At 62.5% G+C, this 17,046-nt stretch carries 16 protein-coding genes and 1 pseudogene; 1 reads left to right on the forward strand and 16 read right to left on the reverse strand.

Going from position 1 to position 17,046, the window contains the following annotated elements:
• Positions 1–117: 117 nt before the first annotated feature.
• The 14 genes from madM to MRY17_RS24300 form a co-directional block, all read right to left on the reverse strand.
• The gene (madM, locus tag MRY17_RS24235; RefSeq protein ID WP_057723708.1) at positions 118–882 is read right to left on the reverse strand and encodes a malonate transporter subunit MadM; all 765 of its coding nucleotides are present in this window, start codon (positions 880–882) and stop codon (positions 118–120) included.
• 5 nt (positions 883–887) lie between these two features.
• Entirely contained in the window at positions 888–1,280 is a 393-nt protein-coding gene (gene madL, locus MRY17_RS24240; protein WP_243352987.1) for a malonate transporter subunit MadL, read from the reverse strand.
• Positions 1,281–1,347: 67 nt separating this feature from the next.
• On the reverse strand, positions 1,348–2,247 hold the full coding sequence (mdcH, locus tag MRY17_RS24245) for a malonate decarboxylase subunit epsilon (protein ID WP_243352988.1): 900 nt from the start codon (positions 2,245–2,247) through the stop codon (positions 1,348–1,350).
• Positions 2,244–2,840 carry a malonate decarboxylase holo-ACP synthase gene (locus MRY17_RS24250; protein ID WP_243352989.1) on the reverse strand — a complete coding sequence of 199 codons (597 nt, stop codon included), beginning with the start codon at positions 2,838–2,840 and terminating at the stop codon, positions 2,244–2,246. The genes mdcH and MRY17_RS24250 overlap by 4 nt, the downstream gene beginning before the upstream one ends.
• On the reverse strand, positions 2,834–3,604 hold the full coding sequence (mdcE, locus tag MRY17_RS24255; RefSeq protein ID WP_191953080.1) for a biotin-independent malonate decarboxylase subunit gamma: 771 nt from the start codon (positions 3,602–3,604) through the stop codon (positions 2,834–2,836). The genes MRY17_RS24250 and mdcE overlap by 7 nt, the downstream gene beginning before the upstream one ends.
• On the reverse strand, positions 3,601–4,443 hold the full coding sequence (locus tag MRY17_RS24260) for a biotin-independent malonate decarboxylase subunit beta (protein ID WP_181282487.1): 843 nt from the start codon (positions 4,441–4,443) through the stop codon (positions 3,601–3,603). Before MRY17_RS24260 ends, mdcE begins: the two co-directional genes overlap by 4 nt.
• Positions 4,436–4,735, reverse strand: a complete 300-nt coding sequence (locus tag MRY17_RS24265; protein WP_181282488.1) for a malonate decarboxylase subunit delta — start codon at positions 4,733–4,735, stop codon at positions 4,436–4,438. Before MRY17_RS24265 ends, MRY17_RS24260 begins: the two co-directional genes overlap by 8 nt.
• The gene (locus MRY17_RS24270) at positions 4,735–5,568 is read right to left on the reverse strand and encodes a triphosphoribosyl-dephospho-CoA synthase (RefSeq protein ID WP_243352990.1); all 834 of its coding nucleotides are present in this window, start codon (positions 5,566–5,568) and stop codon (positions 4,735–4,737) included. The genes MRY17_RS24265 and MRY17_RS24270 overlap by 1 nt, the downstream gene beginning before the upstream one ends.
• A complete protein-coding gene (gene mdcA / locus MRY17_RS24275; RefSeq protein WP_243352991.1) occupies positions 5,569–7,239 on the reverse strand; it encodes a malonate decarboxylase subunit alpha in 1,671 nt (556 codons plus the stop codon).
• Between the two features lie 163 nt (positions 7,240–7,402).
• Positions 7,403–8,239, reverse strand: a complete 837-nt coding sequence (locus tag MRY17_RS24280) for an IS3 family transposase (protein WP_258232403.1) — start codon at positions 8,237–8,239, stop codon at positions 7,403–7,405.
• On the reverse strand, positions 8,236–8,541 hold the full coding sequence (locus tag MRY17_RS24285; RefSeq protein ID WP_241188859.1) for a transposase: 306 nt from the start codon (positions 8,539–8,541) through the stop codon (positions 8,236–8,238). Before MRY17_RS24285 ends, MRY17_RS24280 begins: the two co-directional genes overlap by 4 nt.
• Before the next feature lie 215 nt (positions 8,542–8,756).
• Positions 8,757–8,996, reverse strand: a complete 240-nt coding sequence (locus MRY17_RS24290; RefSeq protein WP_181282491.1) for a DUF6124 family protein — start codon at positions 8,994–8,996, stop codon at positions 8,757–8,759.
• A gap of 327 nt (positions 8,997–9,323) precedes the next feature.
• A complete protein-coding gene (locus MRY17_RS24295) occupies positions 9,324–9,743 on the reverse strand; it encodes a hypothetical protein (RefSeq protein WP_065885366.1) in 420 nt (139 codons plus the stop codon).
• On the reverse strand, positions 9,721–10,104 hold the full coding sequence (locus tag MRY17_RS24300) for a polymorphic toxin type 44 domain-containing protein (RefSeq protein ID WP_122738568.1): 384 nt from the start codon (positions 10,102–10,104) through the stop codon (positions 9,721–9,723). The genes MRY17_RS24295 and MRY17_RS24300 overlap by 23 nt, the downstream gene beginning before the upstream one ends.
• Before the next feature lie 130 nt (positions 10,105–10,234).
• Here MRY17_RS24300 and MRY17_RS26505 point away from each other — a divergent pair.
• Positions 10,235–10,318 (forward strand): annotated as a pseudogene (locus MRY17_RS26505) (HigA family addiction module antitoxin); the annotation flags it as partial.
• 293 nt (positions 10,319–10,611) lie between these two features.
• On the opposite strand, the gene MRY17_RS24305 reads toward MRY17_RS26505, so the two are convergent.
• Both MRY17_RS24305 and MRY17_RS24310 read right to left on the reverse strand, forming a co-directional pair.
• Positions 10,612–11,067: a chemotaxis protein CheW gene (locus MRY17_RS24305; protein WP_124360177.1), complete on the reverse strand. Its 456-nt coding sequence runs from the start codon at positions 11,065–11,067 to the stop codon at positions 10,612–10,614.
• Positions 11,060–16,873 carry an Hpt domain-containing protein gene (locus tag MRY17_RS24310; protein WP_243352992.1) on the reverse strand — a complete coding sequence of 1,938 codons (5,814 nt, stop codon included), beginning with the start codon at positions 16,871–16,873 and terminating at the stop codon, positions 11,060–11,062. The genes MRY17_RS24305 and MRY17_RS24310 overlap by 8 nt, the downstream gene beginning before the upstream one ends.
• Positions 16,874–17,046: the final 173 nt, after the last annotated feature.

Here is a 17,046-nt window from a genome sequence, read left to right on the forward strand (position 1 = left end):
GCTCTCGGGGGCAAGCCCCCTCCCACATTTTGATCGCATTCTCATGTTGGAACGCGGTCAACTGTGGGATGGGGCTTACCCCCGATAGCGCCCGATCAAACACTGAAAATCTCTCGGTCAGCCCACCAACCCGCGCATCACCAGAAACAATAGCGACGGCCCCAATAAGCACCCCAGTGCCGTATAAAACGCCGCCGTCAGGCAACCGTACGGCACCAACTTCGGATCAGTCGCCGCCAGCCCGCCCGCCACACCGCTGGAAGTTCCCATCAAACCGCCAAAGATCACCGCGCTGCGCGGGTTATTCAGCCCGATCAGCGGCGCCACGAACGGGGTCATCACCATCACCAGAATCGCCTTGATCAACCCCGCGGCAATGGACAACGCCATCACCTCGGAACTGGCCCCGATCGCCGCGCCGGTCACCGGGCCGACGATATAGGTCACGGCTCCGGCACCAATGGTGGTAAGGCTCACCGCATCGGTATAACCGAACGCCATTGCCACCCCGACCCCGGCAATAAACGACGAACCCACACCGACAAACAGCGCCAGCACACCAACGTATCCGGCGCGCTTAAGCTCATCGACACTCACGCCAAATGCCGTGGCGACAATGGCGAAGTCCCGCAACATCGCGCCACCCAACAGGCCGATACCTGACAGCAGCGGAATATCCACCACCCCCTTCGAGCCGCCGGTGAAGGCCCCGCCCACATACGACAACCCCAAGCCCAGCAGGATGGCGATGGCCGAACCGTGCAGGCGGCCTTTGGTAAAGGTATCGGAAATCCAGTAGGAGACCCACATGGTCAGGCCGATCACGGCAAAACCACTGATCAAGCCGTAGCCGGTGATCACTTTCATCATCGATTCGTACATGGCGATCACCCGGCTTCTTTGGTCGGAACAGCCGCAACCGGCTCGTGATTACCGATACGCACCAGCACCGGCACCAGGGCAAAGCCCAGCACCACGGCGAGGGTCCCGGCCAGGATCGCCATGGGCCCGCCACTGATGGCGCCATACACGTTTTGCTGGGCGGCCATCGCCACCACAATCGGGATATAAATCGCCGCCCAGAAGCTCACGCCAGCTTCCGACTTGCTGGTAAGCCAGCCGCGCTTGCTCAGGTAACTGCCCAGGCCGATCAGCAACAACATGGCGATACCCACCCCACCGACGTTGGCTGGGATACCCAGCAACTTGCCCAGCAACTCACCCACAAACAACCCTGCCAACGTGCAGAACGCCAGAAAAGCCACACCGTAGATAATCATTGTTATTGTCCTCAAAGTGCTCGTTCGAAATTGTTGTTGTTGTGCTTCGAATGCCTTGGGTCGTGCTTTATCGGTGGCGGCGTTCCTCCTCTTGCAGCAGGGCCTGCAAGGTGTCCAGGCGCGCGCCTTCGCAGGCGATCACCGTGCCCTGTTCGAAAACGCGACGTGACAGGCCAGTGAGCACCGCGCCCGGCGGCAGTTCGATCTGCAGGCGCACGCCGCGCTCGTAGGCGCTTTGCACGGTGCCGCGCCAGTCGACGATGCGGCACATGTTGAAGGCCAGGTCATCGTGCAGTTGCTCGGGGTTGTGGATAGGCCGCGCGCGGGTGCTGCTCAGGTAGGTGATGCGCGGCGTCTTGAGTGGGACGAAGGCCTGGGCGAGGACCTTGGCCGGTGCGTCCAGCAAGGCGCAATGAGACGGCACGCTGACCGCCAGGCGCCTGGCGATGCCGTTGCCCTTGATGCGTTCTGCGACACGCTTCATCGCAGCGTCACTGCCGGCAATGACCGTCTGGTTATCGGCATTGATATTGGCCAGGTACACCGGGGTTTGCGGGCTGTGGATTTCAGCGAGCAAGGCTTCCACTGTGGATAACTGCGGGCCGACGATCACGGTCATCCCATAGCCCTGTGGATAAGCGCTTTGCATCAGTTCGCCGCGCAGGCTGACGAGTTTGACTGCATCGGCAAAATCCAGTGCGCCGGCGATGACAGCGGCGGGATAGGCGCCGATGGACAGGCCCGCCACGTAGTCCGGCGCGTGCTGCAACAAACGCGCGTGCGCCACCCCGGCGATCAACAGGCAGAGCTGAACGGCGCGCGTCGATTCAAGGGCTTGCGCCGAATCGAGCCGGCGCACGTCTTCACCCAGGGCTGCGCTGGCCTCGTCAAGGACGTCGACGGACAGCGACTGGAGCATGCCGACTCGCTGGGCGCCCTGCCCCGGAAATACCAGCAGGCTGCTCATGCCACCGCCTGCCAGGGGTCGACGACAAGGTGCGCCCCGTTGGCGGTTTTCAGCAGCACCCGGCGTGAGGCGCCCGCCCATTCACGCAAGGCGACAGCGCCGACGGGGGTTTGCAGTTGCAGGTCGACGCTGCACGGTGCGCTATCGAGCATCGCCAATAAGGCGTGCGCCTGGTGACGCTCAAGCGGCTCGGGCGTGCGCAGGATCAAATCCAGATCGCTCGCGGCATGCAACGCTTCGATGCCGCTGGCCAATTCGAATCCGGCACTGCCGCTGACGCCCCAGTCTTGGTGCGCCAACAGTGGCCGCAGTTGATCCAATGCCCGCAGCGCCGGTAAATCCCGTGGCGAGGTCACGCCGCGCAAGGCTTCGGGGGCCACACGCCGTTGTACGGCGGCAATGGGCATCAGCGCGGCAAACCGCTGCTCACGCAAACGTCCGCGCACACCGACCGCCACCTGGCCCGGCTTGGCGATGGCTCGGCGCACCACCACCGGATGCCCCGCGCTGAGCGCCTCCACCGCCCAGCCGGGCGCATCGGCGGGCAGATGGCCCGGGGTCATGCCCCAGAGCAAGTCGTGGGCGTTCACCATTGCTCCCGCAGCAGTTGGCGTACGTGGCTGGACGCCGCACGATTGGACGCCCCGAGGCGCCCGCTCAGATCGGGGGCATTGATATCCTTGATCGCACTCGCCAGGCAATCGCTGACCCGCGCCACATCGTCCGCCGTGGGCTGTTCAATCTGGCTGACCGTCAGCGTCTCCCAGAGCAGCCCAAGGCTGGCATAGCTGTCGATGTCATACGCCATCGGCGGCACGCTGGCGGCCAGGGCTTCGAGTTCTTCGACGCTGCGCAGGGTGACCCGCGCCGCCGAAGCCTTGCCCATGGCATGCACCATCACACCGGGATCGCGCAGGGCGATCAGGCGATTGGCTTGATAACCGTGAGCGAGGAAGGCACCGGACATGGCCTTGCCTACCAGCAGCGCAATCACCGGATGACCTGCCAGGCGTGCACGGGCGTAACTGTCCGCGGCCGCGGCCAACGCCTGATGAATGCCCAGGGCTTCTTCGCGGCGGCCGTAGGCCTGGCTGGGCACATCAACAATGGCGATCAGCGGGCGCTTATCGCCCAGGGCGATGGCCTCATCCACCGCTTTGGCCAGGCCCCAGCCTTCGAGCAGGCCGACTTCGCCATTGCGCGCGCGGGGGAAGCGGTTGTTCGGGTCGGTGACCACGGCGAGAAAGCGCACGCTCTGGCCGTTCAACTGGCCATCGGCGATCCTGAGCGAGTCAGGCAACCCTTGCACCCGCGTCGCGCCGGCGCTTAGCGCGTTAAACCACTGCAAACCTCTCATGAGCGTTCTCCCTGATACAGCGCACGCACCGTCGCCGGGTCGATTTGCGCCGTGGCGTCGAGTTCGGCCAGGCGCGCCAGGTAGAAATCAGCACGGCGGCTGCGTGGTTGTTCGGGCGCGCCGTGTTGCAGCAGCTCGCTGACGGTCTGTTGAATCTGCGCCACATCGTCGGCCACATACCGATCGGCCAGGCCGCTGTTGAAGCGTTGCTCGCCGCCGGTGAGGCTCCAGATAAAGGGCCGGTCGCGGGAGTCGTATTCATCCAACCCGGCTTCCTGCTCGATCACCTGCGGGCCGTTCAAGCCCAGGCGCGCTTCACGGGTGACTACCAGATAGCTGCACAACCCTGCGGCGATGGACATGCCGCCGAAGCACCCCACGCTCCCCGCCACCACGCCGACCACCGGCTGGTACTGGCGCAGATCGACAATCGCCGCGTGGATATCGGCAATCGCCGCCAGGCCGAGGTTGGCCTCCTGCAGACGCACGCCACCGGTTTCCAGCAGCAGCACGGCGCGGGTCGGGATGCCGTTGCGGTTATCCTCGGCGGCCAGTTCCAGTGCTCCGGCGATTTTCGCGCCGCCGACTTCACCGAGGCTGCCGCCTTGAAAGTTACCTTCGATGGCGGCAATCACCACCGGCAGACCGGCAACGCTGCCTTTGGCGATGACCACCCCGTCATCCGCCTGGGGCACCACGCCCTGTCGGCTGAGCCACGGCGACATGACGCGTTGAAACGGGTCGATCAGCTCGCGAAAGGTGCCAGCATCCAGCAGCGCCTTGGCACGTTGTCGTGCTCCGAGTTCGACAAAGCTGTGTTTGGTGAGCAAATCAGTCATGGCCGATCTCCTCGAAGCCTTGCTCCAGGCGCAAACGCACCACACCGGGCGTGGCGCCGAAGTCGTGGATATCGATCTTCAAGGCAGGCGGTGTCTGCTCCTGGAAGATGCGTTCGAACAGGTGCCGCCAACGTTGCTCGGCGCCATTGACCGAGGTTTGCACCTGGATCGTCAGCGTGCCGGCAGTGCCCGGCTCCAGCAGCACTTCAAGGTCGCCGGAGCCGACGCACCCCACCAGCGCACGGCCTTTTGGCGGCTGCCCGGCGGGGAATTCAAAGGATAGGGTTTGCATCACAACGCTCCGTCGAGGCGGTCGATAAACAGGCAGGCGGCCAACAGGTCAGCGGCGCCGCCGGGAGAGGCATTCAGGGCCAGCAATTGCTCGTCCAGCGCGTGCAGTTGGCGGCGGCCGGCGAGGGTTGCGCTGCCGCCGGCGTCCAGCACGGCCTGGGCGCCCTGCTGCATGGCGGTCAGGCCGTCGTAGCCGGCGCGATAGAGCACGCAGGTGTCGGCCAGTTCGGTCATGATCGCGAGCAAGGCGTCCAGGCGCGCGTTCTGTTCTCCGGCGTTTTGCTGGCGGCTCTTGTGCAGTTGCGGCAGGCCGCGTTGCGTCACCGAGGGGAAACCCAACTGCGCTTCTTCACGGGCACCGCGTGCGCCGTAGCGTTGGGCGACCTGGGCGCCGTGGCTCAGGGGTTGTGGCGCGTAGCGGTCGTTGAGCAAGGCCAATCTGGCTGCGTTCAGCGTGACGCTGCCAGGGTCCAGGGCCGCTGCTGCGGTGAGCAAACCAAGTGCCCAGATCGCGCCGCGATGGGTGTTCACGCCGCCGGTAGTGGCGAGCATTGCCTGTTCACCTTCACGCCCGATACGCCCGAGGGCTTCGCGCAGAGACAAGCTGACTTCGCCCATTTCAATCGCGACTTCAGCCATTTGCTTGAACATCGGCCACAACGACAGCGCCGAAGCGTGCATCAGGCCCAGGTGCAAATCGCTGTGAGCGCCGTTGCCGCGCCGGTCCACCAATGCGGGTTTGGGTGAAAGGTCGGCTTCATCAATAAGCGCATCGACCGCCCTATCCGCCAGGCGATCGGCCAGGCTCACTTCATGCAGTTTGAGAGCGCGCATTTACCAACTCCTGAATTTGGCGGGCGGGTTGTACAGGCCGCCGGACCAGTCCACCAGATCGGCCACGCTCTTGGCGGCCAACAGCTCGCGGGTAGCGTCGGTGCGACGAATGCCTAAGTCTTCAGGCAGCGCAATCAAGCCTTCGCGGCGCATACGGGCGGTGTCCTTGGGGTTGTGGCGCATACCGATGGCGGTGACCCCGGCGACGGCAGCGATCATCGCCTGGCGTTCTTCCAGGGAGCGCGCCTTGTAGAGGTAGGCGATGCCTTCTTCGGTGAGCAGGTGAGTGACGTCGTCGCCATAGATCATGATCGGCGCCAGGGGCATGCCGCTTTTGCGCGCCACTTCCACCGCGTCGAGGGTGTCGACAAAGGTCGGTTTGCCGCCTTCCTGGAAGGTCTCGACCATTTGCACCACGAGTTTTTTGCCGCGTTCGAGCAAGGCTTCAGGCGCATCATCGTGGCGCATGTCCAACCAGGCCGGTGTGCCGTGGCGACGACCGCGTGGGTCATGACCCATGTTCGGCGCGCCACCGAAACCGGCGAGGCGGCCACGGGTCACGGTGCTGGAATGCCCGTCGCCATCGACCTGCAGGGTGGCGCCGATAAACAGGTCCACCGCGTACTGGCCGGCCAGTTGGCAGAACATGCGGTTGGAGCGCATGGAACCGTCGCGGCCGGTGAAGAACACATCCGGGCGTGCGGCGATGTAGTTTTCCATGCCAAGTTCGGTGCCAAAGCAATGCACGCTTTGCACCCAGCCGCTTTCAATCGCCGGGATCAGCGTGGGGTGCGGATTGAGGGTCCAGTTGCGGCAGATCTTGCCCTTCAGGCCCAGGGATTCGCCGTAGGTGGGCAGGATCAATTCGATGGCGGCGGTGTTGAAGCCGATGCCATGGTTGAGCGACTGCACATTGTGTTTTTCGTAGATGCCACGGATCGCCATCATCGCCATCAGCACGTGTACCGGCTTGATGTGACGCGGATCACGGGTGAACAGCGGCTCGATATAGAACGGCTTGTCGGCCACCACCACGAAATCCACCCAGCTGGCGGGGATGTCCACGCGCGGCAAGTCGGTGACGTCGTCGACCAATTGGTTGACCTGCACGATCACGATGCCATCGCTGAAGGCAGCGGGTTCGATCAGCGCCGGGGTGTCTTCGGTGCTGGCGCCGGTGTAAATATTGCCGGCGCGGTCGGCCATGAAGCCGGCTGAAAGCACCACGTTGGGAATCAGGTCCACCACCAGGCGCGCATAGAGTTCGATGTAGGTGTGGATCGCGCCGATTTCCAGCAGGCCGTCTTCCAGCAACTGGCTGATGCGCAGGGATTGAGTGCCGGCAAAGGAGAAATCCAGCTTGCGGGCGATGCCTTTTTCAAACAGGTCCAGGTGCTCGGCACGCCCGACACTGGGCATGATCATGTGCAAATCGTGGAGCTTGGCCGGGTCGGCCTTGGCCAGGGAGCGCGAGAGGAAGTCGGCCTGCTTCTGGTTGTTGCCCTCCAGCACCACGCGGTCGCCGGGAAGGATCAAGGCTTCAAGCGCCTCGACGATCTTGTCACTGGGCAACACCGCCCCGTCTGCATACTGCTTGACCAGCCCGAGCCGCCGCTGCTTCTCGTCGCGCCGCCGCGTCCAGCGCGAGTCGGGGGTGATGGTTGTTGTCATGGTTGCTCCACGGGGGGGTTGCTGTCGTGGGGCTTACCTTAGGAGTGAAGCTGAAGAGCATCAATCAAGCTGGAGGGCGAACCGTTACGCCTGGAGTAACGAAGATCAAAATGTGGGAGGGGGCTTGATCTGGTCCAGTAATTTTGGACATTCTTATCGGTTTTCACGCCGCTAGCTTTTCCGCCGCTATCGGTGAGTGGTAACCGTTGTAACTGTGGCGCCTTACACTGTTGTAGCGCGCCACATATCGGTTGATATCTGCCCGAGCTTCGTACTCCGAGCTGTAACCTTTCTCGGGCACCCACTCGGACTTCAAGCTGCCAAAGAAACGCTCCATCGGGGCATTATCCCAGCACTGCCCTTTTCGACTCATGCTCTGCTTGAGCTCATGGGCCTGCAATTCAGCCCTGAATTTATGACTGGTGTACTGGCAGCCTTGGTCGGAATGAAACAGCACACCTTTAGGCCTCCCTCTCAATTCAACAGCCATGCGCAGTGACTCAGTAGCCAACGTCGCATCGGCGACCAGTGAATACGACCACCCCACCACTCGGCGGGCAAACAGGTCCAAAACTACCGAGAAGTAGAGCCAGCGCTTACCGAGCTGGATATAGGTGATGTCCGCGCACCAGACCTTGTTGATGTCCGCTACGTAGAACTCGCGCTCCAGTTCATGCTCAGCCACCAGAGACTCCACGCCTGACGATTTGTATTTGTGGGGCCTGCGTTGGCGGCTGGCAATCCCGGCTTCCTTCATCAAGCTGCGAGCCATGTAACGCCCCACCTGATGGCCTGCACCTCGCAGGTCTTCAGAAAGGGTTCGCGCTCCAGCCGATCCTCTTGAGGCCTTGTGGTACTTAACGAGAACAACCTTGAGCGCTTCGCGCTCCAGGTTGATTTTTCCCTGGCGCTGGCGCCAGGCGTAGTAGCTGCTGCGGTTGACTTCAAAAACACGACAGCAATCTGTAATGCCGTACTGTTCGCCTAGCTCGCTGATCAGAGGGAATGATCTTTGGAGTCCAAAAGCAGGAGAACACTGGCCTTTTTTAGGATTTCGATATCTCGATCTTTCTGCCTGAGCAGGGCTTGGAGTTCCTGAATTTTCTTCTGATCGGTAGTAATTGCTTTTGTGCCCGTCATCGTGGATCCGGCGCGCTCTTTACGCACCTGCTCGACCCAGCGACGCAAAGCCGTAGGGCCAATATCCAAACTGGCGCAAACTTCGGGAACAGGCATGTTTTGATCAAGCACCATGCTTGCAGCGTTGAGTTTGACCTCACTGGAATAGGACTTTCGCATCATCTGTACACCTCAGGTTTGGGCGCCATCATAGCGCCCTATTGATGTGTCCAATTTCATTAGGCCAGATCAGCTTGCCCCCGATTGCGGTGGGTCAGCTAATAGATATGTGGCTGATACACCGCTATCGGGGGCAAGCCCCCTCTCACATTTGCTCAGTAGCGTCTGTTAGATAGCGGTCCCAATCAAAGACCGATCAGTCCCTATTTGGGACCGCTTTAAAATTCCGGCGAAGGACTGACTTGCTCCAGCGCTCTATCGACCAGCAACTGCCCCAACTCTGCCATCTGCTGAATACCAAGCATGATGGCGCGCTGGGAAGTGTCCAGATCGAAGGCCAAGTTGCAGGTGAGCGCGTTGAGAGAGGACAGGGTTTCGCTGGCGTTGACCAGCAGGGTTTCGGTGTTTTGATGAGGGTTTACGGTGAAGAGCGGCGGATTGGGGGTAGGTTTGATCATGATGAAACTCCTAAACAGTCAGTAAGGAGCGCCACCGTTCGCTTGCACGCGAATGAGGGTGGCGACCGTGCGCAGGTGTGCAAGACCGGGCCTGTTTAGGACACCCAGCAGGTCCGAAGACCTCCTGCGCGCAGCCGCCATAAAGCAGCGAGCACAAAAAACGCCCGTGGTTGGCTGGGCGTTCGTACGCCTAAACAGTTTCGTCGGACTTGCACGTCCGTGTCACCGTTTTTTGCGATGACGGGACGAAGACTAGGCGTGCGGACTTCTCACCACAAGTTCATGCATGGCCCAAAATCTTGAAGGAAAGATCCGAAGGCTGGCCCATCACAACACCATCATTACCTTGACCTTCCCCAGGCCTTCCAGTGCATAACTGTGGTACTCGTACACTTCTCCCTGAATAACCAGCTGCAGAGCACCCCCTTCATTATTGACTTGAACATCCGGCTCTTTTGTTTTGAGAAAAGAAGGTGCAGACACTAATGCGCTGAGGATTTCCTGATCACTTCCCAAATCCTTATGCACGTAGTACCTGTAGGAAAACCCTACCGTCGCACCACCTTGGCTATCTCGTGCACCATAGATCGACATACCGTTGCCCAGGGAATGCTTCAACACCACTTCATCCAGGTCCGGTGTTCCGGGCGACAGGATCCAACTGCCGCCGATATAGATCAGGCAGACCACAAGCAGGCAATTACGCAGAACAGGCATGAGGCGCTCAGTGGCCTTGCGAAATGGCATATTCAATACCTCTTCTTATCCAATATTGGTCCCGTGGGTCATCACCAAAAGGCTCACCGCCCCACCATGATCCAAAATCCGGACGGGTCGTTTTCGCGACGGTTTGAGCGACACCGGCGGCTCGCAGCAACACATTTTCGGGAATGCCCAGCACCGTGCCCGTAGCACCGTAATTGAAGTTACCAAAAGCTTCGTACTGACGCCCCCGCTTCTTGTAGTTCCAAGGGCCGGCAGCACGGACCTGGGAGTAAAACCAGGAATAGGCGAAAGCCGAGCCGGGCTTGAGATGAATGCGCTTGCAGTTGGATATCGCCATGTTTTCAAGAATTGAAACACCCGGCGGCATTAATGGAACGGCCATTTGCGGATCCTTGCTGGCAGTGAGGAACGGAGAAACTAACCACTCCACTCCGGCCTGAACACCCGCCTAATCCAAATCAGAACTCGCCTACAGCAACTCCATCCTATTCCGACATACCGCCCATTGAGGGTTGTCGATGCAAAGTACTTACGACCTGTGGCAGGCCGAACATCGGGAGCAGCCGGTGATTGAGCGGTTTGCGCGGATTGATTGAGAATGGGGGGCTTACCCCGATAGCAGTGGGTCAGCTAACAAATTTCTGGCTGATACACCGCTATCGGGGGCAAGTCCCCTCCCACATTTGCTCAGTAGCGCTTGAGAAGTTAATGCACGGCCCAAAATCTTGCAGGAAAAATCCGAAGCCACCCGCAGTCTGTCAAACACCGATACTTTAATGTGGGAGGGGGCTTGCCCCCGATGGCAGTGGGCCAGCCAGAGATTTATCAACTGACACTCTGTCATCGGGGGCAAGCACCCTCCCACAGTGGATCTTCATAGGGCTCAAGCTCAGGCCAGGCCGGACTCGGCCAGCAGGGCTTCAAGCCCCATCAGGTCCGGCACCTTCGCCACATGCTCTCCCACCTGTACCGCCGCCAGTTCCAGCGGGCACAGCGGTACGTCCACGTAGCTCAATTCGCTGTCGAGTTTGTACGAGCGCGGAATCCCCTGGATCACCAGCGCGATGAACTTCAGCGTCGGTCGCCCGCCCAGTGCATTCACCACCACGATCCGCGAGCGTTCGCCGGTCACGCTGGCTTCGCCGCACACCGCTTCAAAGCTGATCAAGGGTATTTGCCGATCCCGCCAAGTCACTTGCCGCAGGTACCATGGCGGTGCGTCGCTGGCCGGTTCGCCGCGCTGGAAGTCGATCAGTTCGGCCACCGCGACATTCGGCAGGATCAGATGACGGTCAGCCAACGGCAGCAACAGCCCGGTGAGTTGGCTCGCGCGGTGGTCAAGCATGGGGCTTGCTCCAGTAAGCGATGCTTTCCAGCAGTACCGACTCCTGGTAGGGCTTGCCGAGGTAGTCGTTGACGCCGATGGCCATGGCGCGGTCGCGGTGTTTCTGGCCGGTGCGCGAGGTGATCATGATGATCGGCAGGCGCATCAGGCGCGGGTCGTTGCGCACCTGGATCGCCACTTCAAAACCGTCCATGCGCGGCATTTCGATGTCGAGCAGCATCAGGTCCGGGGTGTGTTCTTCGAGCAGGGCGAGGGCGTCAATGCCGTCCTTGGCGGTCAGCACGTTCATGCCGTTGCGCTCCAGCAGGCGACTGGTGACTTTGCGCACGGTGACCGAATCGTCCACCACCAGCACCAGCAGCGGGCGCTTTTTCAGCGGGTCGTTGAGGGTCAGTGGCGTGTCCACCGACTGCGCCGGCAACGCCGGTGGCCGCGTACGGATGTGCGCCAACAGGTCGATAATCAGCACCACGCGGCCATCGCCCAGAATCGTCGCGCCGGACAAGCCCTGCACCCCGGCAAATTGCGGTCCCAGCCCCTTGACCACGATTTCGCGCGTCCCCGCCATGGCGTCCACATGCACCGCCACATGCCGCTCGTTGCACTGCATCAGCAACACCGGCACCGGCTGGTACTGGCCGAGCAGCTTGGGGCGACTGACGGTATGCAGCAGGTCGCCGAGGTAAAACAGTTCGTAGCGCCGGCCGGCGTATTCATAGCACGGCGGGTCCTGCTGGTAGTGCCCCGCCAATTCATGGGGCAGCACACGCACCAGGCCCTCAATGGTATTGAGCGCAATCGCGTATTGATCGTCCGCGCATTGCACCATCAGGGCCCGATTGACCGACACGGTAAACGGCAGGCGAATCCTGAAATGCACGCCCACGCCCGGGATCGAGTCGATCACCATCGAACCGCCGAGCTGGCGCACTTCCTCATGCACCACGTCCATGCCCACGCCGCGTCCGGAAATCTGGGTGATCTTTTCCGCCGTGGAAAACCCCGGCTGCAGGATGAACTGCAGCACGTCGCGGTCGCTGATGGCTTGATCGGGATCGAGCAGGCCGCGCTTGATCGCCTTGCGGCGCACGGCTTCAAGGGGCACACCGGCGCCGTCGTCGCGCATGTCGAAGACGATATCGCCGCCTTCGTGAGTCAGGTCCAAAGTGATGCGGCCCTTCTCTGGCTTGCCCGCCTGCAGGCGCACCTCGCGGGACTCAAGACCATGGTCGACGGCGTTGCGCAGCATGTGTTCCAACGGCGCCGCCATACGCTCCAGCACGTTGCGGTCCATCTCGCCCTCGGCATTGCCGATCACGAATTCCACATCCTTGCCCAGCTCATCGGCCACCTGGCGCACGATGCGCTTGAGGCGCGGCAGCATGCGCTCGAACGGCACCATGCGCGTGCGCATCAGGCCTTCCTGCAATTGGGTGTTGATGCGCGCCTGTTGCTGCAACAGGTCGTGGGCGTCCTGGTTGCGGCGCTCGAGGGTTTCCTTGAGGTCGAGCAAGTCGGAGGCGGATTCGGACAGCGCGCGGGACAATTGCTGCAATTGCGAATGGCGATCCATTTCCAGCGGGTCGAATTCCTCGTAGCCCAGGCGTTCGGCCTCGGCCTGCTGGCGACTGAAAAGACGGCTCTGGGTTTCGCTGTCGAGGCGACGCAGTTGGTCACGCATGCGCTCGATGGTGGTTTCCACTTCCGTGAGCGCAGTACGTGCATCGTTGACCTGCTGCTCGATACGGCCACGAAAGATCGAGGTTTCGCCGGCCAGGTTGACCAGGTCGTCGAGCAGTTCGGCGGATATCTTCACCATGTCGGCGGCCGGATCAACCACCGCCTCCGCCTTGCCCGCCGGCAACGCCACCGGCACCACCGGCTCATCGCCCGGGTGCACCAGGCTCTTGATGCGCTCGATCAGCTTGTCCACCGAGCCCACCGGCAAGCCGTCCGCCACTGCATCGATCATCTGCGCCAGGCGGTCATGGCAACCCTGCAACAGCGCGAACAGTTCGGGCGACGGCGCCAGCAGCCCGGCGGACAGCCCCTCGTAGAGAAACTCCAGCTCGTGGGCCAGGTCACCGATCGGGCCGATCTCGACCATGCGTGCGCCCCCCTTGAGGGTGTGCAGGTCACGCAGCAGGGTTTCGACTTCCTGGCGGTTGCCGGGCTCGGCCTGCCAGCGCAGCAATGCACTGCCTGAACTGTCGAGAATATCGGCGGCTTCCTCGAGGAAAATATCCAGCAGTTCGGGGTCGGCGCCCCAGGGCTGCGGCGCTGCAACCGGGGCCGTCGGCAGGCTGCTCTGGCGCCATTCACGCAACCGGGCGAGCCATTCGACACCATCGCTCAAAGGCTGCTGGCGTTGTAATTCTTCAAGCTGCAAGGCCAGGTGTTCATGGCTGGCCATCAGCAACTGGGACAGCTCGGTGGAGTAGCTGTAGCGACGGTCCACCAGGCCTTCATAGACGCATTCCAGCTCCTGGGCCAGATCGCCCACCGCGTCGATTTCGGCCATGCGCGCGCCGCCCTTGAGGGTGTGCAAGTCGCGCTGCAACGAGGACAACGGCGCCATGCCATCGGGCTCCAGCAACCAGCGCTTGAGCGACTGTCCGGCGCTGTCGAGGATATCCACGGCCTCTTCAAGGAAGATCTCGACGATTTCGTCGTCCAGCGCCGTGTGCCGGCCCAGTTGCTCGGTCGCGGCGCCCAGCTCGGCGATACTCGGGGCGCGGTTGCCGTCACGTTTGATCAGGCCGGTGGCGGACGGATCGAGGGCGTCATCGAGCAACTCGCGCAGGGCCTGGACCCGCGCCGGCGCCGGGCTGATTTCCTGCCCGGCGGCCAGTTGGTCGAGCATGGTGATCAGCGCTTCATGGGCCTGCTCGGCCTCATGGAAAAACCGTTCGCTGACCGCCAGGCTGCTTTCTTCCACCGCGCCATACAGGTCGAGCAAGGCTTCGCACAGTTGATCGATAGGGTGCAGGTCGGCAAGGTGCGCGCCCTCGCCCAGGGTGGTCAGTTCGTCCAGCAACGCGGTGAGTTCCTGGCGCTCGCCGGGGTGTTGCTGCCAGCGGCGCAGCAGGTTTTCGGCGTCGAGCAGGATGTCCATGCCCTGGGCCAGGAAGTCGGTGATCAGGTGCGGATCGCGCTTGATGCGCAGGCCCGTGCCGGGGGCGTTGAGCAGCGCTTCAAGCTGTTGGTCCAGCAGGCTTTGGGTGCGCTTGATCAACTGCGCCGCGCCCTTGATCGGCGTCAGGGGATCGCTGTCCAGCTCACGTAGCCCGCGCTGGAAAACGCCTTCGGCTTCCAGCAACAGCTCGATTTCATCCAGGTCCAGCGGCAGACGGTGCGCCTTGTATTCGCGGGTCAGATGATCTAGCGGACGGGCCAGTTCGGCCATCGGCAACACGCCGGCCATATAGGCGCTGCCCTTGAGGGTGTGCAGGGCGCGTTGCAGTTCATCGGTAACCTGCAGCGGCACGTGTTCGGCGGCCTGTTGCAGGAACTGGTTGAGGCTGTCCAGATGGCTCTGGGCTTCGTTGCGGAAGATCTCCAGCAGCATCGGGTCGTGGGGTTCGGTAATCGTTACCTGTGCACCACTGGCTAACCCGTGGGCGCGCGCAGCGAGAGCGTCGACCTCGTCGCGCTGGCGCTGTCGGCCGGTGGCGAAGTCGGCGATCAGCTCCGGCAGCAACGCCACCGCTTCATCCAGCACCTGCTGCACCTCGGGGCCGATCGCCACGCTGCGCTCCAGCACGCGATTGAGCAGGTTTTCCACGGCCCAGGCCAGCTCGGCCACGACCAGGGCGCGGACCATGCGACCGCTGCCTTTCAAGGTGTGGAAGGCACGGCGCATTTCGCCCTGGGCGGTTTTGTCCGCGCAGTCGGGCAAGTAACGGTGCAGCACCTGGAGGACTTCATCGGTCTCTTCGAGGAAGACTTCGCGCAACTCGTCGTCAATCGGCGCTTCATCGAACGGAGGCGGCAGCAGACTGCCCGGACGTTGCAGGGCCGGCGGGTTGAGGCGCGAGGTGGGGCTGGCCAGCGCATCGAATCGGGATTGGCTTGGTGCGGTGTCGCCGCTCAAGGCCCCCTCGGGTGCAGCCAAGGCCTGGCGCCAGGGTTTTTCCACCGGCAGGTAGCCCAGCGCGCTCAGGGCCTGGGTGGCCAGTTCAAGCACTTTTTCCCCTGCTGCGTCAGGGTCGTGGAGCATGCGCTCCAGATAGTATTCCAGGCTGCTGATCACGTCGGCAAAGTGCGCCAGCAGCGCTTCGTCGGGCGCGGTGTCGTTGACCATCAACTGCTCATCGACGTAATCGGTACACCCGCGCATCAGGCTCGCTGCGCGCGGCAGTGGAATCATCGCCAGGGCGCCGCGCACCTGGCTCAACAGCTCAGGCAGGGACTCCAGACGCTGGCGGTCCCAGTCGGCCTCGATGCAGTCGATCACCAATTCCTTGGCCTGGCGCAGGCACTGACAGGATTCGCGGATCACCAATTGGTGGATCTGGGTCAGGTCGGTGGTCGGCAGGCGGCTCTCTTCGCGGCTTTGCGGTTCGACCGTGCCGACCATTCCGGCCAATGTGGCTTCGACGTAGAGCAACGCCCCGGCGACGTCCATCAATATGGCGTCACTGGGTTCGCGCTGACCCTGGACCAGACTCAATACCACGGCGAGCTGGTCGATGATGACTTTGCGCGGCTGACCGAAGCCGAGCACCGCCAGGGTGTCGGCGATCTGGCGCAGCGGTGCCAGCAGCGGGTCAAGGTCCTGAGTGTGCTGGCGGTCGCTGCGCACGAACAGATCGAGGCGCTCCTTGACCCGTACCAGCTCTTCGCACAATGCGCCGAGGACCGAGCCCATGGCATTGCGGTCCGGCCCGGCCAGGCGCGCGCGCTCGGCATCGACCACCGCACTGTCGGGCAGGGCCTCGTCCAGACCGTAGCGTTCCTTGAGGCTTTGCATGCGCGGCGTCGGCCGGGTGACTTTGGCGACGTAGAACAGCAGGCTCTTGAGCAACTCATCCGGCGCCGGCTGGTTGATCCCGTCGATGCCCTGCGCCAGCAGGCGCTTGAGCTGCTTGCCGCTGGCCTTGAGCAGGCTGCGCAGTGCCGGGCTGTTGGCGATCACGCCCGTCAGCATGCCTTCGACCAGCGCCGAGGCGACCTGCCACAACGGCAACAGCGGCGCGCCCTGGCACAGCGCCTCCAGGCGCGCGAAGACCCGCGCCATGTCCTCCAGGTTGCTGGGGCCGTGGTCCTCGCGCAGCAACCCGGCCAGGGCCTGTTGCAGCAGTGCGTGCCATTGGCGCAGTTGCGGGTGAAGGTCCGGCGGTGTGCGTTGAGTCAGTGCCTCATCGGGCAGCGGCGCGATGGTCAACAATTGTGGGCTGAACAGGCTGGTCTCCGACAGCAGGCTTTCCCCGCGGGCGCTGCGCAGGTCGTTGAGCAGCGGCAACACCACCAGCGGCAGGTCGCGACGGGCGCTGTGCACGCGGTCCAGGTACAGCGGCAATTGGCCGAGGGCCTGTTGCAGCAGGCGGATGCCTTCGTCGCGCTGGCCGACATGCCCGGCCTGCAACGCCAGGGCCAGGGCTTCGATCTCTTCGGCCAGCAACGCCGCGCCGTAGAACTCGACCATTTGCAACGCGCCATGCACCTGGTGGATACCGGTCAGGCATTGATCAATGGCGTCGCCGGTTTCAACGTAGCCGTCCAGCGCCGAACGGGCCTGCCTCAGGGTCTCGGCAATCTCGCCCTTGACCCATTCGAGGGCCACGTAGTCGTGCCGATCAACCATAACTGCTCCGCTTGGAATTCATGGGTTGCTGGTATCTCACTAACAATGAAGATCCAATGTGGGAGGGGGCTTGCCCCCGATGGCGGTGTGTCAGGCGACCCACTTTTGACTGTCAAACCGCTATCGGGGGCAAGCCCCCTCCCACATTTGGACTGTGGTGATTTTGGAGCGCA

Source organism: Pseudomonas orientalis, from assembly GCF_022807995.1.
Taxonomy (GTDB): domain Bacteria; phylum Pseudomonadota; class Gammaproteobacteria; order Pseudomonadales; family Pseudomonadaceae; genus Aquipseudomonas; species Aquipseudomonas orientalis_B.

Coding starts and splice junctions, on each gene's coding strand:
- MRY17_RS24295 (WP_065885366.1), bottom strand. CDS start 9,743: ATGCCATTTCGCAAGGCCACTGAGCGCCTCATGCCTGTTCTGCGTAAT.
- MRY17_RS24270 (WP_243352990.1), bottom strand. CDS start 5,568: ATGCGCGCTCTCAAACTGCATGAAGTGAGCCTGGCCGATCGCCTGGCG.
- MRY17_RS24285 (WP_241188859.1), bottom strand. CDS start 8,541: ATGATGCGAAAGTCCTATTCCAGTGAGGTCAAACTCAACGCTGCAAGC.
- mdcH (WP_243352988.1), bottom strand. CDS start 2,247: ATGAGCAGCCTGCTGGTATTTCCGGGGCAGGGCGCCCAGCGAGTCGGC.
- MRY17_RS24260 (WP_181282487.1), bottom strand. CDS start 4,443: ATGACTGATTTGCTCACCAAACACAGCTTTGTCGAACTCGGAGCACGA.
- madL (WP_243352987.1), bottom strand. CDS start 1,280: ATGATTATCTACGGTGTGGCTTTTCTGGCGTTCTGCACGTTGGCAGGG.
- MRY17_RS24250 (WP_243352989.1), bottom strand. CDS start 2,840: ATGGTGAACGCCCACGACTTGCTCTGGGGCATGACCCCGGGCCATCTG.
- MRY17_RS24265 (WP_181282488.1), bottom strand. CDS start 4,735: ATGCAAACCCTATCCTTTGAATTCCCCGCCGGGCAGCCGCCAAAAGGC.
- madM (WP_057723708.1), bottom strand. CDS start 882: ATGTACGAATCGATGATGAAAGTGATCACCGGCTACGGCTTGATCAGT.
- MRY17_RS24300 (WP_122738568.1), bottom strand. CDS start 10,104: ATGGCCGTTCCATTAATGCCGCCGGGTGTTTCAATTCTTGAAAACATG.
- mdcA (WP_243352991.1), bottom strand. CDS start 7,239: ATGACAACAACCATCACCCCCGACTCGCGCTGGACGCGGCGGCGCGAC.
- MRY17_RS24290 (WP_181282491.1), bottom strand. CDS start 8,996: ATGATCAAACCTACCCCCAATCCGCCGCTCTTCACCGTAAACCCTCAT.
- mdcE (WP_191953080.1), bottom strand. CDS start 3,604: ATGAGAGGTTTGCAGTGGTTTAACGCGCTAAGCGCCGGCGCGACGCGG.
- MRY17_RS24305 (WP_124360177.1), bottom strand. CDS start 11,067: ATGCTTGACCACCGCGCGAGCCAACTCACCGGGCTGTTGCTGCCGTTG.
- MRY17_RS24310 (WP_243352992.1), bottom strand. CDS start 16,873: ATGGTTGATCGGCACGACTACGTGGCCCTCGAATGGGTCAAGGGCGAG.